The 13,837-nt window shown below is 54.5% G+C and carries 12 protein-coding genes and 1 other RNA gene; 2 read left to right on the top strand and 11 right to left on the bottom strand.

Going from position 1 to position 13,837, the window contains the following annotated elements; all coding sequences use genetic code 11:
* Positions 1–287: 287 nt before the first annotated feature.
* Both Q0O33_RS00005 and Q0O33_RS00010 read left to right on the top strand, forming a co-directional pair.
* The gene (locus tag Q0O33_RS00005) at positions 288–701 is read left to right on the top strand and encodes a hypothetical protein (RefSeq protein ID WP_295494376.1); all 414 of its coding nucleotides are present in this window, start codon (positions 288–290) and stop codon (positions 699–701) included.
* Between the two features lie 190 nt (positions 702–891).
* Complete coding sequence (locus Q0O33_RS00010; protein ID WP_295494378.1) at positions 892–1,131, top strand: hypothetical protein; 240 nt, start codon at positions 892–894, stop codon at positions 1,129–1,131.
* 252 nt (positions 1,132–1,383) lie between these two features.
* Here Q0O33_RS00010 and Q0O33_RS00015 read toward each other — a convergent pair whose 3' ends face one another.
* From Q0O33_RS00015 to Q0O33_RS00065, 11 genes are all read right to left on the bottom strand, one after another.
* Positions 1,384–1,656, bottom strand: coding sequence for an HU family DNA-binding protein (locus tag Q0O33_RS00015; protein ID WP_295494381.1), 273 nt, complete (start codon positions 1,654–1,656; stop codon positions 1,384–1,386).
* Between the two features lie 188 nt (positions 1,657–1,844).
* The gene (lon, locus tag Q0O33_RS00020) at positions 1,845–4,244 is read right to left on the bottom strand and encodes an endopeptidase La (protein WP_295494384.1); all 2,400 of its coding nucleotides are present in this window, start codon (positions 4,242–4,244) and stop codon (positions 1,845–1,847) included.
* Between the two features lie 154 nt (positions 4,245–4,398).
* Entirely contained in the window at positions 4,399–4,734 is a 336-nt protein-coding gene (locus Q0O33_RS00025; protein ID WP_295494387.1) for a YbaB/EbfC family nucleoid-associated protein, read from the bottom strand.
* The gene (locus Q0O33_RS00030) at positions 4,731–6,488 is read right to left on the bottom strand and encodes a DNA polymerase III subunit gamma/tau (protein WP_295494390.1); all 1,758 of its coding nucleotides are present in this window, start codon (positions 6,486–6,488) and stop codon (positions 4,731–4,733) included. Before Q0O33_RS00030 ends, Q0O33_RS00025 begins: the two co-directional genes overlap by 4 nt.
* A 52-nt stretch (positions 6,489–6,540) precedes the next feature.
* An RNA gene (gene ffs / locus Q0O33_RS00035) (signal recognition particle sRNA small type) lies at positions 6,541–6,635 on the bottom strand.
* 91 nt (positions 6,636–6,726) lie between these two features.
* The gene (locus Q0O33_RS00040) at positions 6,727–8,130 is read right to left on the bottom strand and encodes a glutamine synthetase family protein (RefSeq protein ID WP_295494393.1); all 1,404 of its coding nucleotides are present in this window, start codon (positions 8,128–8,130) and stop codon (positions 6,727–6,729) included.
* 4 nt (positions 8,131–8,134) lie between these two features.
* Positions 8,135–9,502 (bottom strand): aspartate aminotransferase family protein, encoded by a 1,368-nt coding sequence (locus tag Q0O33_RS00045; protein WP_295494395.1) that lies wholly within the window; start codon positions 9,500–9,502, stop codon positions 8,135–8,137.
* Positions 9,499–10,773, bottom strand: a complete 1,275-nt coding sequence (locus Q0O33_RS00050; RefSeq protein ID WP_295494396.1) for an FAD-binding oxidoreductase — start codon at positions 10,771–10,773, stop codon at positions 9,499–9,501. Before Q0O33_RS00050 ends, Q0O33_RS00045 begins: the two co-directional genes overlap by 4 nt.
* Entirely contained in the window at positions 10,773–12,119 is a 1,347-nt protein-coding gene (locus Q0O33_RS00055; RefSeq protein WP_295494399.1) for a glutamine synthetase family protein, read from the bottom strand. Before Q0O33_RS00055 ends, Q0O33_RS00050 begins: the two co-directional genes overlap by 1 nt.
* Before the next feature lie 122 nt (positions 12,120–12,241).
* Positions 12,242–12,964, bottom strand: coding sequence for a TorF family putative porin (locus Q0O33_RS00060; protein WP_295494402.1), 723 nt, complete (start codon positions 12,962–12,964; stop codon positions 12,242–12,244).
* 312 nt (positions 12,965–13,276) lie between these two features.
* On the bottom strand, positions 13,277–13,747 hold the full coding sequence (locus tag Q0O33_RS00065; protein WP_295494405.1) for an Lrp/AsnC family transcriptional regulator: 471 nt from the start codon (positions 13,745–13,747) through the stop codon (positions 13,277–13,279).
* Positions 13,748–13,837: the final 90 nt, after the last annotated feature.

A 13,837-nucleotide genomic window follows, 5' to 3' on the forward strand; every position in this document is an offset into this window, starting at 1 on the left:
GAAATGGGCCCCAGCTTCAAGCAATTGCTGCATGGTAACGACAGGTGCCGCCATGGTACTTCTCCTTCCGGTTGAGCCTCTGGGAAACTAGAACGTCACTATTGCCTGAAAGGCAAAGATCAGCACCGGTATGTGCGTTTCCCATGTGGAATGAGCGGGCCGATATAGTTGCGGGCAGGATTCGTCAAGTACCAATGCCTTTCTTGGGATGCAAAATCCGCTGTCGCGGCATTAACAAACTGTTCAGGTCGATCTGCATAGGGTGATTGGATAGACGGCAGAACAAAATGAAAATACAATTGACCGTAACCGCTGCATTTTTCCTAGGGGTAACGCCGATATCGTCTTTGGCACGTGAACCGTCGTTGGGCGAAGCGCAGCAGTCGGCTACGCCGGACCGCATATCCTTTCTCCTAACCTTTGGCACCGAGCCTTGCCCAAAGGCGGTCGGCGAGGAAATCATTGTCTGCGCAACACAGCGCGAAGGCGACCGCTACCGTATTCCCAAACCACTGCGCGAAGCGGAAGGGTCGAACGTAGCGGGCGGAAGTTGGACATCTGCGGTCGAGAGCCTTGACAGCTATGCGCGCGCCATTTTGCCAAATAGTTGCTCTGTAAACGGCAGCAATGGCTTCACGGGATGCCTGCAACAGGCCCTACAACTATGGCACACGGAGCGCCGTGGCACCATACAACGGTGAACTTCGGCCATTAGCAACCTTTGCCGCTGCAAAAATTATCCACACATTGTCCCCCATTTTACCCAGCGTTGCTCCGGATGAAAAACACCGCTTGACAAAAAAGAACAAATAGTGAACAAATACGCAAATCCGGTGTAAAGCCGAATCACTACTCCGCCTATTGGGGCGGGGATCAAAAAGGATTAGTGCCATGACAATCATCGCGTCCCTTCTCTTCCTCACTGCGCTGGGTGCATCCATTGGCGTGATTATTCTGTCAATTCGCAATTCCATGCCGCGCATCCAGGATATTATCGATATGGAGTTTGCGCCAGCGATGCAGCGGGAGCGGCGGATTATATTGGGCGATATGCGGCGCTTGGCACCTGCAACAATCATTGCCTTTCCAGCCATAGCCCGCGTTCAAAACGGAACCCGTTTAGCGGCTTAATAACGTCGGGGGCATCGTCCCCCGTTCAATCCGCATCACTATCAAAATGGGGCAAATCCGCAGAACGCCAAAATGGTGAATTTAAGTGGCACTGACCCTGGATCTTGCGTGGTCCGGCATTGCGGCGCTTCAATAATAAATTTGTGCGAGAAACGCGCCCCGTAGCGACAAAATTTGTCGCCTTCGCTCCGCAATACAAAAAAGGGCGGGTGCTTTCGCCCCGCCCCTTTTACCAATTTCTTGGCCTGTGCCTTAGTTGACAGCGTCCTTGAGCGCCTTGCCAGCTTTGAACTTTGGCTGAGTCGATGCCTTAATGGTCATTGGTTCACCGGTGCGTGGGTTACGGCCGGTCGATGCCTTACGCTTTGCAACGCCAAAAGTACCGAAACCAACGAGGCGCACTTCGCCGCCGCTTTTCAAAGCGCCAGTGATGACTTCAAATGTTGCTTCAACAGCTTTACCAGCATCGGCCTTCGTCAAACCGCTAGCTTCAGCAACTGCACTGACGAGATCTTGCTTGTTCATGTGGGAACCCCCTCTAAAAATAATGTGACACTCATTTATTGCTAAATTGAGTCGCGGCCCAAGCCGGTGAGCGGATAATGAGGAGATTGTTGGCACTGTCAAAGGAAATATCGTCATAAAACCGTCATTTTCTGTGAAAAACCGCACGTCCTGCCAATTACATAGAACTAAAGACAGAACACACCGGCTTAATGTGTCACCGAAGCTCCATTTTCTCCGCCGATTCCCGCTGGTAACGCCGCAGCCAAATCATCGGCCTCAGTCCACTCAACGGCTACCAATGGCGCCACAAGCGCCCTTGCCAGCACTTGGTCAACATGGCTGACGGGAATGATTTCCAGACCATTTTTGATATTGGCCGGAATATCTGCGAGATCCTTCTCATTCTCTTGTGGAATAAGAACTGTTTTGATCCCGCCGCGCAAAGCCGCGAGCAATTTTTCCTTCAAGCCGCCAATGGGAAGCACCCGACCTCGCAAAGTTACTTCGCCGGTCATCGCCACATCGCGGTGCACCGCAATACCGGTGAGGGTCGAAACGATGCATGTGACCATGCCGATACCAGCAGAGGGGCCATCCTTTGGCACTGCACCTTCGGGAAGGTGAATGTGCACATCCTTGCGGGCAAACAGGCTGGGCTTGATGCCATAGCTCGGCGCACGCGCCTTTACATAGCTCAAAGCGGCCTGAATGGATTCGCTCATCACTTCGCCCAGCTTACCCGTGGTTTTGATCTGCCCCTTACCGGGTACCGTAACCGCTTCGATCGTCAGCAATTCACCGCCCACTTCGGTCCAGGCGAGACCAGTCACCGCGCCAATCTGGTTTTCTTCTTCGCCCATGTCGTGACGATATTTGCGGACACCCGAAAAATCCGCCAGATTTTCCGGTGTAATGGCAATGCTTTTGTCTTTGCCTTCCAAGATGCGGCGCAGCGCCTTACGCGCAAGCTTCGCAATTTCGCGTTCAAGAGTGCGGACGCCCGCTTCCCGCGTGTAATAACGGATCACGTCACGCATGGCATCGTCGCTGATGGAAAACTCATTATGCTTCAAGCCATGGGCTTCAATTTGCTTTTCGACCAAATGCCGCTTGGCGATCTCAAGCTTCTCGTCTTCGGTATAGCCTTCAAGACGAATGATCTCCATCCGGTCCAACAAGGCTTGCGGCAAGTTTAAGCTGTTTGCCGTCGTCACAAACATGACGTCAGACAAATCGAGGTCGATTTCCAGATAATGATCGTTGAACTTGTTGTTCTGTTCCGGGTCCAGAACTTCCAGCAAAGCCGACGCGGGGTCGCCGCGGAAATCCTGGCCAAGCTTGTCGATTTCGTCGAGCAGGAACAACGGGTTCATCGTCCCGGCCTTTTTCAAGTTTGCCGCGACCTTACCGGGCATTGAACCGATATAGGTCCGCCGGTGACCACGGATCTCCGCTTCGTCACGCACACCGCCCAAGGATTGGCGAATAAATTCACGACCTGTTGCCTTGGCAATCGATTTACCAAGCGACGTCTTGCCTACACCGGGAGGGCCGACGAGGCACAATATAGGCCCCTTCAGCTTGTTCGTCCGCGCCTGCACCGCCAGATATTCGATGATCCGGTCCTTCACCTTTTCCAAAGCAAAATGGTCGGCATCCAGAACATCTTGCGCCTTAGCTATATCTCGCTTCAACTTTGACCTTTTGCCCCAAGGTATACCCAGCAACGTATCGAGATAGTTGCGGATCACGGTGGCTTCGGCGGACATGGGTGCCATCCCGCGCAGCTTTTTCAATTCCGCATTGGCCTTCGCCTTTGCTTCCTTGGACAGCTTCATCGTATCTATCTTGGATTGCAGCTCGGCAATTTCGTCGCCGCCTTCACCATCATCATTACCAAGCTCGCGCTGTATCGCCTTCATCTGTTCATTCAGATAATATTCGCGCTGGGTCTTCTCCATCTGCCGTTTTACGCGGCCACGGATTTTCTTCTCCACTTGCAAAACGCCAAGCTCGCCTTCCATGAAGGCAAAGGCCATCTCTAGACGACGCAACGGGTTAGCTTCCACCAACAAGGACTGCTTATCAGCAACTTTCAATTGGATGTTCGCCGCCACCGCGTCCGCAAGCGCAGATGGTGTTTCGATATCGCTCAACTGCACCGCCGTTTCGGCAGGCATCTTCTTATTCAGCTTCGAATAATTCTCAAATTGCTCGATGACCGACCGCATTAACGCAGTGGCCTCCGGCCCTTCGATGTTATTTTCGGTAATCAGGCTAATATTAGCTTCGACATAATCGCCGCCGCGCGCGACAAGATCGCGTAATTCTGCCCGCTGCTTGCCCTCAACCAGCACGCGCACAGTACCATCGGGCAGTTTCAACAACTGCATGATGGTCGCAGTAACGCCGACATTATACAGATCATCCTTGTCAGGATCATCCTCGGCTGGGTCCAGCTGCGCTACCAGAAAAATTTCTTTATTGGCGGCCATCGCCTTTTCAAGCGCAACCACTGATTTGTCGCGCCCGACAAATAACGGCACAATCATGCCGGGGAAAACAACAATGTCGCGCAACGGCAATAATGGAAGGTTCAGATCCATAGATACTCCAATTGGTGGACGCCCAAAATGGCGTTCCGCCTGTTCCCCCTCAATATGAGTGCTTTGCGCACGCTTTCAATGCATGTGCATCACCTGCACGCATTTAACTGGGGAAAAACCAAATTGATCTACGGCAGCAAAGCCATTCCTTTTATCAAAATGGCAATTTGAAACCCGGAGGCAGTGGCAGGCCGCTGGACATTTTGCCCATTTCGGCATTGCTGGCGGCATCCGCCTTTTCACGGGCATCGTTAAAGGCTGCCGTAATGAGGTCTTCCAACATGCCTTTGTCGGCGGGCACGATCAGGCTGTCGTCAAGCGCAACGTTCAAAATGCGGCCTTTTGCGGTCGCACGGACCTTAACGAGTCCGCCTCCGGAGACGCCCTCCACCTGAATAGTGTCAAGTGTAGCCTGTGCTTGTTCCATCTGCTGTTGGATGTTTTGGGCGGCTTCCTGCGCCGCCTTGATCATCTCTTCCATGCTCTTCATGCGCTCTTACTCCATTTCATGTCATTCTCGTCGCTGTCGAGCAGCTCCGCCTCTGGAAACGCGGCAAAAGCAGCTTTGACCAGAGGTGACTCCAATATAATGCGTTTATCTGCTTCGGCTGCGGCTTGCTCTTGCTCCAGCAAGCTTGGTTGCGCCTCACCGGCGCGTTCCTCAACGTCCCAGCGCGTGCCCGTAACCTTGGCCAACGCATCGCGTAGTTCGGCGACGAAGCTCGGTGCAACAGGCCCAGCCAATTGATATGCCAGATAAGGTGGCGCGTAATCCACAATACGCATCACATCGCGCAAAGTCATTTCAAGGCCGACAAAACCATCGCGCGCCAATCGTTCCAGCAGTGCTTGGAAATTGGCGGGCATCAATGACTGCACATTGGCCGTTGGCGGAACAGCCTGTGCAGTGGGTGCAGAAGCCGACGGTGGAGCCGTGAACGCCCCTTCGCCAATCATCTTGGCCAGTTCACCCGGATCAGGCAAAGTTGCGGCATGAACCACACGCAGCAATGCCATGTCCGCCGCATCCAGCGGGACTGAAGCACGGGCGACCTCTTCTTGCCCCTTCAGCAAGAGCTGCCAGAGGCGGTGTAAAACAGGGAAGGATAAACGGTCGGCGTGGTCCTCGACCACAGCCGCAGCCTCGGCATCCAAAGCACCGTCACGCGGTGCGCCAACTTTGGCGAGGGTAAGCCGATGGACCTCGGACAAGAGCCCGGCAAACATCGCCAGAGGTTCAACGCCCAGATTATACTGGTTCTTCGCCTCCGCCAGCATCGCCTGCGCATCGCCAATAAGTATGAGCCCGAACAGCCGGCGGATTGCGCCACGATCGGAAAGCCCCAGCATGTCGCGCACTTGCGCGGCGGTGACCTGTCCATCGACCTCCATATCGGCATGGGCAATGGCTTGATCGAGTATTGAGAGGCCATCGCGAACGGAGCCCTCCGCCGCTTGCGCAATTAGGGTCAGCGCCTCCGCTTCGGCGGCAACGGCTTCCTTCGCGGAAATTTCTGCAAAATGCGCGGAAAGTTCCTCAGTCGGTATCCGCTTCAAATCAAAACGCTGGCACCGCGACAATACGGTTATCGGCACCTTGTTCACCTCGGTCGTAGCAAACAGGAATTTTACATGGCCCGGCGGTTCTTCAAGCGTTTTCAACAACGCATTGAATGCGTTTTTCGACAGCATGTGCACTTCGTCGATGATGTAAATTTTATAACGGGCGGACACGGCAGAATAGCGCACCGCTTCAATAATCTCACGCACATCGTCCACACCGGTGTGGCTTGCGGCATCCATTTCGATGACATCAATGTGCCGCCCCTCGGCAATAGCCACGCACGGCTCGCAATTGCCGCACGGGTCAATGGTGGGTCCACCCTGCCCGTCGGTTCCGATGCAGTTCAGCGCCTTGGCTATCAGACGCGCAGTGGAGGTTTTTCCCACCCCGCGCACGCCCGTCATCAAAAATGCATGCGCCAGGCGGTCCCGCTTAATGGCGTTGCCAAGCGTCTGCACCATGGCATCTTGCCCGATGAGCTCAGCAAAAGTCTGCGGCCGATATTTACGTGCCAAAACACGGTAGGCCGCGCCGCCGCTCGGAACGGGCGCGGTGGGCGGTTGTGCCACTGGCGACTGGGCAACGGGCGGCAAATCGAGCCCCAGCCCCAATGCATCATCAGGCATATCCGGGTCGCGTGGCGTGAAATCTGGGCTGTCGGAGTCGGGCATTATCATCATATTAGAAGTATCACCGACCTTTGTCGAAGTCTTCTCCACCAAAACACGGGGAAAAGTAGGAGCCGAATGACCCGCAGCGAATTCGTTGTGGCTGCTTCCGTCAGGATCTGACCAGGTTGGCGAGTGCCACGTCCATCCGACTCCCACGGCGCATATGGCCGCGACCTTATCGAATTGCAAGACCGGCTGTGGGTTTTGGTGAATCACCCAACGAAGGTAGATTTAAATGCTCCGCGACTTACGCGTTGCGCAAATACCAATCATAATCAATGCTGGGCACTTGTCCGAAATAACGGTCTTGTTCGACACGCTTCACAATCGTGAACATGTCAACAAAGCGCTCGCCAAGATAGCCCCGCAACAATTTGGAACCGTGAAAACGGTCAACAGCGGCAAACCAATTGCTAGGTGGCTTGTCATCACCTGATCCGTCACGGTCATAGCCATTGCCCACAACCGCCGGGCCGGGATCAATCTTGTGCATGATCCCATGATGGATACCCGCCAATACGCCAGCCACTGCAAGATAGGGATTGGCGTCCGCACCGCAGGCACGATGCTCGACATGGCGGCTTGCGGATGGACCGGCCGGAATACGGAAGGACACAGTACGGTTATTGACGCCCCAGGTGGGAGCAACAGGCGCATAGCTGTTCGCCTTGAACCGGCGATAGCTATTTGCATGCGGCGCAAACAGCGCGAAGCAATCCCCCACGCTGGCGATCATCCCGCCAATGGCATGGCGCAACATTGGCGTGCCTTCGGGATCATCTGCTGCGAAGAGGTTATTGCCGTCCTTGTCGTTCATCGACACGTGAATATGCATGCCGGAGCCGGCTTGTTCGGCAAATGGCTTTGCCATGAACGTCGCCTCAAGCCCGTGCGCCTGCGCCACCGCTTTCACGACGCGCTTGTACATGATCGCGTCATCGCAGGCGCGCAGCACGTCGGGCTTATACCGCAAGGTCAACTCACATTGTCCCGGCGCAAATTCAGATATGGCCGATTCCAGCGGAAGCCCTTGAATGTCGCAGGTTTCGTATAATTCGTCGAAGAAGGGACGGAAATCATCGAGCTCGCGCAGGCCATAGACTTCGACCATCTGCGGCGTTTCGCCACTATACTCTGGCCGCGCAGGACGGATGGAGCCATCGCGTGCGCGCTTTGGATCCAACAAATAGAATTCCAGCTCCACTGCCAAGGCGGGCGTCAGGCCCATTTCGGCAAAACGGTCTACGACAAGGCCAAGGACATGGCGGGGATCAAGATCATGCGGCTGGCCATCCAATTCATAAAAATCGACCATGAATTGCGCGGCATTGTCGCCCGCCCAAGGGCTGCGGACCAATGTACCCGGAATTGGCTTCATTGAACGATCGGCGTCGCCATCTTCCCACACCAGACCCGTTTCGACCGTATCCTGCCCAGTGATATCCACAACCGCGATGGAGCCGGGAAAAAAACGTCCGATTTCATAGACGGACAATACCTCATGCTGGCGCAGGCGCTTACCGCGCGGGACACCGCCAAAGTCGGTGTAGATCATCTCAATCGAATCAATGTCAGGATGCGCAGCAAAAAACGCCTCTGCCTCGCTACGCGGCGCGATGGTCGCTGATGATATAGCGCGTTTGATTGTCATGATGTCACTTCCGTCCGCCCGAATGTCCAAATGCTAATAGCTCAGTCAGCGCATTGTTCAACTCCGCAGCAAGGCGGTCAATTTGCGCGGCTTGGGTCACTGGACTGACCAGCATCATATTGTGGAAGGGCGCGAGCAATATACCACGATTGGCGAGATAGAGGTGGATGGTGCTTTCCAGTACATGGTCCACCGCCGCCCGCGCTTCACTGCCATTGCGCGGCGGCTTTGCGGAACAAACCAATTCGACGCGCGCGCCGACATGGCTGACATGCCAATTCACCCCATGCGCCGCAATCACTGCGTTCAACTGCGCCACCAGCCTGTCGGTAATCGACAGCATATGGGAATAAGCATCGCGCGTAATCACCTGTCCCAGCATCGCGTGCATCGCGGTAATGGCGAGCGCATTAGCGGACAAGGTCGTGCCTATGCCGCTATGGCCCGCTGGACGCGATGCGTTCAGCGCCGCCATCCGCTCCGCAATATCTGCCGTAAAGCCGTAAACCGCGCACGGCACGCCGCCGCCGATGGATTTACCCACGACCAATATGTCGGGCTTTGGACCATGCGTGTTGCTATGTCCGCCATAGCCGGACGAGATCGTGTGCGTTTCGTCCAGCACCAAAATTGTGCCGGTTTCATCACACAGCTGGCGCAATTCCGTAAGGAATCCCGGTGCATCGCGTACCATGCCAATATTGGTCATCAATGGTTCAGCCAAGACACAAGCGATATCGCCGCCGCGCAAAGCCGCGGCAAGCGCGTCCACATCGTTAAACTCGATGACCATAGTCGTTGGCAGCAAGTCCTGCACTTGCCCGATTAAGCTTGGCCGGTTGACCGCGCGGCCATCACGCAAGTCGACGAACACATCATCGACTGCGCCATGATAGCAGCCGTTGAAGATCAAAATCTTGTCGCGCCCCGTCATCCCACGGCACCAACGAATGACGGCGCGATTGGCTTCACTCGCTGTCGTCGTCACTTGCCATTGCGGCAGACCGAACATCTCGGCAAGCATCGCGCCAAGCTCCGCGCCCTTTGCGGTGGGCAGCATATAGCTTAAGCCCTGCCCAGCTTGTTCGGCTAATGCTTTCGCAAGCGGCGCTGGCGAATGGCCAAACATACTCGCGGTATCGCCCAGACAGAAGTCATCGAAAACCTGCCCGTCAATACTCGTCAGCGTCGCGCCAGAAGCCACCTGCGCGACGATCGGAAATGGACTGGACCAATCAAGCATCCAATGAAACGGAACACCCTGAAACCATTGCTGCGCGTTTTCTGCGTGCGCCTTCGATTTCGGATTAGCCGCGATGAAGCGCGCCATTTCACGCTTGCGGATTGCTTCGATGTGGCCCCTCTCAATCACAAGCGATCCATCATCGCCGAATAAAGCATCCCTGCAACATAGGTGGGTGTTCGCAGCAGCTTGCCACCCGGGAACGCACGATGCGGGATTTTTTCAAAGAGGTTGAAATTGCGGCTATCGCCCTTCAACACCTCCGGCAGCAACTCGCCTACCAGCGTCGTGAGCAGCACGCCCTGCCCCGAATAGCCATGCGCAAACAGCTTATTACCCTCGCGACCGATATGCGGCAGACGGTTCACGGTGATCCCGACCGTACCGCCCCATGCATAATCGATCCGTACATCGGCCAATTGCGGGAATAGCTTCAGCATATAGGGTCTTACAAACGCAGCAATATCCTCCGGCGGCTTTGGCGTATATTTTTCGCCACCTGCAAAAAGCAGTCGGTTATCGGCGGACAAACGGAAATAGTTTAGAACAAACCGGCTATCTGATACCGCTGCATTCGATGGGATTAGCGCACGCGCGCGGTCTTCACTCAGCGGCTCGGTCGCAATAATATAGTTCAATACTGGCATCGTGTACCGACCCGCCTTGGGGGCCAGATCCACCGTTTCTGCGTCACAAGCCAGAAAGACATTGCTAGCCGTGACGGATCCAGAAATCGTGCGGACAACGACCTTTTCGCCTTCTGCGATCGAGACAGCCCTGCTGCCTTCAAAAATTCTTGCACCCGCGCTCTTGGCCGCCCGCTTCAAACCACGCGCATATTTTAAGGGGTGAAGATGGCCGCCTTTTGGCACATAAACACCGCCATGATATCCCGCTACGTTTACATATCGACCGATATCCGTGGGCGCGACCAACACTGCTTCGCCCACGCCAAGCAAACGGTCACTAAACGTCACTTCATCTTGCAAATGCGCAAAGCCGTGCTTCTTTGCAGCCAAATGGATGTGGCCATGCTGCAAATCGCAGTCGATATCGTGGCGCTCAATCCGTGCGTGCACGCGATCACGCGCCGACATCGCAAGTTGGTAGAGTTTTTGCCCGACATCTTCGCCCACCAGCTTGATCAGGTCCGTGGCCGCCATGTTAAATCCGGGGATCATCTGCCCGCCGTTTCGACCCGATGCAGCGAAGCCAATTTGCTCACCCTCAAGCAAAACGACATCTAACCCTGCTTCGGCGCAGGCAATCGCGGCTGATAAGCCAGTAAAGCCCCCACCAATGATGCAGATGTCGGCCTTTATGTCAGCGATCAACTGCGCATCGGGCTTATACTCGCCTGCAGATGCTAAATAATAGCTATCATTCAACGGATCGGGCATCACACCCTCAACAACAAATGCTCACGTTCCCAGCTCGAGACCACGGACTGGTAATTGAACAATTCATAGTCCTTGACCGCATAGAAGATGTCGAAAAATTCCTCACCCAGCAGATTGCGTACCGGCTTGCAGGCGCTGAACCGGTCCAACGCCGCTTCCAACGTGCGGGGCAAGGTGCGGGCGCGGTTATAGGCGCTGCCAGTAATCGCTTTGGCGGGGACCATCCGTTCGACCATTCCGATATAGCCGCAGACCAACGACGCCGCCATAGCGAGATAAGGATTGGAATCTGCGCCCGGCAGGCGGTTCTCGACGCGACGGTTGGCCTTGTCGGAAATGGGCACGCGGAAACCGCAACTGCGATTGTCCTCGCCCCATTGGACATTAATCGGAGCGGCACTATCGGGGCGCATCCGGCGGAAGCTGTTGACGTTGGGCGCCCATAATGGCGACACCTGCGGCATGAATTTTACAAGGCCCGCAATGTAACTGCGGAAAAGCGCGCTGTCGCGACCATTGGCGTTGGAGAACAGGTTCCGGCCGGTTTCGGCATCGACAACCGATTGGTGAATATGCATGGCACTGCCCGGTTGTCCCGCCATTGGGTTCGCCATGAATGTTGCGTATACGCCATGCTGTTTTGCGACCGCCCGAACGGTGCGCTTGAAAAGGAATACTTGGTCCGCCAGCTTCAACGGGTCGCCATGGATGAAGTTGACCTCCAGCTGCGCCGCACCCATTTCGTGGATCATCGTGTCGATATCGAGACCCATCAACTCACAATCATCATAAATGTGGTCGATAATGTCTTCATATTCGTTCATCGCCTCCAAACCATAAGGCTGGCTTGCAGTTTCTGCACGTCCGCTGGAGCCAGTGGGCGGCACCAACGGAAAGTCAGGGTCGACATTTTGGCTGACAAGGTAAAACTCGACCTCAGGCGCCATAATCGGTTTCCACCCACGATCAGCGTACATGTTTAAAACTTTTTTCAATATCGCGCGCGGGGCGATTTCAACTTCGGTTCCGTCACCATGCAGCACATCGGCAATCACGAAGGCAGTCGGTGATTTGAAGCCAGGGGCTACGCAAATTGTGTCGGGATCAGCGACCAGAATTTTGTCCGGATCCTTATCCCAAATGTCCGCAATGTCTTCGGGATAATGGCCATCAATGGTGCAGATAAAAACGCTGCCCGGAATACGTAGCGATTTGTCCCGGACCGATGAAAGAAACTTCTTCGCAGGCAGAACCTTGCCCCGTTGCACACCGTTAATGTCAGGCACGATGCACTCAACCTCGTCGATTTTGTGCTCAGCGATCCAATTCGCAAGATTGACGGACATTGTTTTTCACCAGTTTTTTGGGTGACTGATAAGCGCATGCCGGACTTGAAAGGTCAAGCCCGGCATGTATGTATTTCTTTGAGGCTTGGGTTTTTGCCGAGCCTACAAACCTTGAAGCGTTATCAGAAGCCGTAGCTTAAAGTGAACACAACGCCAGCCGAGCTATCCTTGGGTGCAAAGATCGTCCGGCGGTTGGTGTCGACATAGGAAACACCCAGTGTGAAACCGGAAACAGCGGCGGTTAGACCAAGCGACCAATCGAGCTTTTCCTTACCAGCTGTGAATGCGCCATCTTCCATACCCACCGATCCAACAATCGAAATTGGGGAATTTGGCACGGCAATGCTGGCGTTGGTACCGAAATAGATGTTGTCGTCATTGCCCGTATTGTCTTGGCTTGGAACATAGCTCAATTGCAGGCCAACGGATGCTGGGCCTATGGTTGAACCAAGCTTTCCAGTGACCTCAACATAGTTGAAGCTCGATACGCCAGGATAGAGATAGTAAGTCGCACCAATGTCATATGTCACGGCTTCACCGCCGGAAAAACCAGCGTAAAGGTCGACCTCAACATCGTCTCCGTCATTTTCGGAAAGATTGGATCCCCAAGCGCCCATATACAGGCCGGATTCATGCTTTACCGTCAGGTATGGCTGAACCGCAAAATCCTTACCGGAGAGCGAAACGCCGCGGAAACGATAGTCAGATGCAAGAACAACGCCGCCAGTCAGTGTGACCGGGCCGGCCGCTTCTTCAGCTGCTTCCTGCGCGAAGGCAGGTGCCGACATTGCTATCGCGCTGATCGCGACGCTTATGCTTGCCAACTTCAATATGGAATTACGCATAATTTTACCCCTTCTTAGGTACAATAGATACTAACCGGCTAGCCACGCATTGCGTAACAATCGGCAGATGCCGTTCTCTTCCCGCTAAATCTGTTTGCCTACGCAATGGTCAGTTTTATCTTGCCAGCGCTTTATTGTGCAAGTGCACACAAACATCAAAGCGTGCACCAAGCAAGCAATTTTGTGTCAATGTCATTGTCCTTTTTAGGCGATGTGACAAAACAGTCACAGTCTTGCGATGGTCTTGGCAGCATATGCGGCCACTCATTAGCCGAAATCCCACCTGCACCGGATATTGCGGTTCAAGTCCCTTTATGTATCGAAAAGACGCGGAGGAACCGCTCGGTTAACCACTTCGCGCAACGCAAATGCGGTTTCGATCCGAGCAACCCTCGGCAAGCGAGCAATTTCCTGTCGATGGATGATTTCATAATCCTCGATCGATGCAGCACGCACCACCAGCAGATAATCATTCCGTCCACTCATCAGGTGACATCGGATGGTCGACGGGCTGTTGACGACCGCCGCCTCAAAAGCAGCCATCGCCTCCTCGCTTTGGCTGTCGAGTGTGATTGTTACCATCACCGTCGCCCCAAGCCCCAATTTCCGCAAGTTCACATCCGCACGATAGCCACGCAATATGCCTTCATCTTCCAAGGCTTTTTGCCGCCGCGCCGCCGCACTGGGGGACAGTCCAGCCGCCTCCCCCAACTCCATCTGAGTCGCGCGGCCATTTGTCACTAACGCACCTAATAATTTACGGTCCACCCGATCAAGCTGCATAATTTTTTCATCCATTATGACAAATACGACGAATATATGCACCAAATAGTCATATATGTCGAATCTTTGCGGAGTATCGGCGTCATGACA

The organism is Sphingorhabdus sp. EL138, assembly GCF_945862485.1.
In the GTDB taxonomy this organism is placed as follows: Bacteria; Pseudomonadota; Alphaproteobacteria; order Sphingomonadales; family Sphingomonadaceae; genus Sphingorhabdus_B.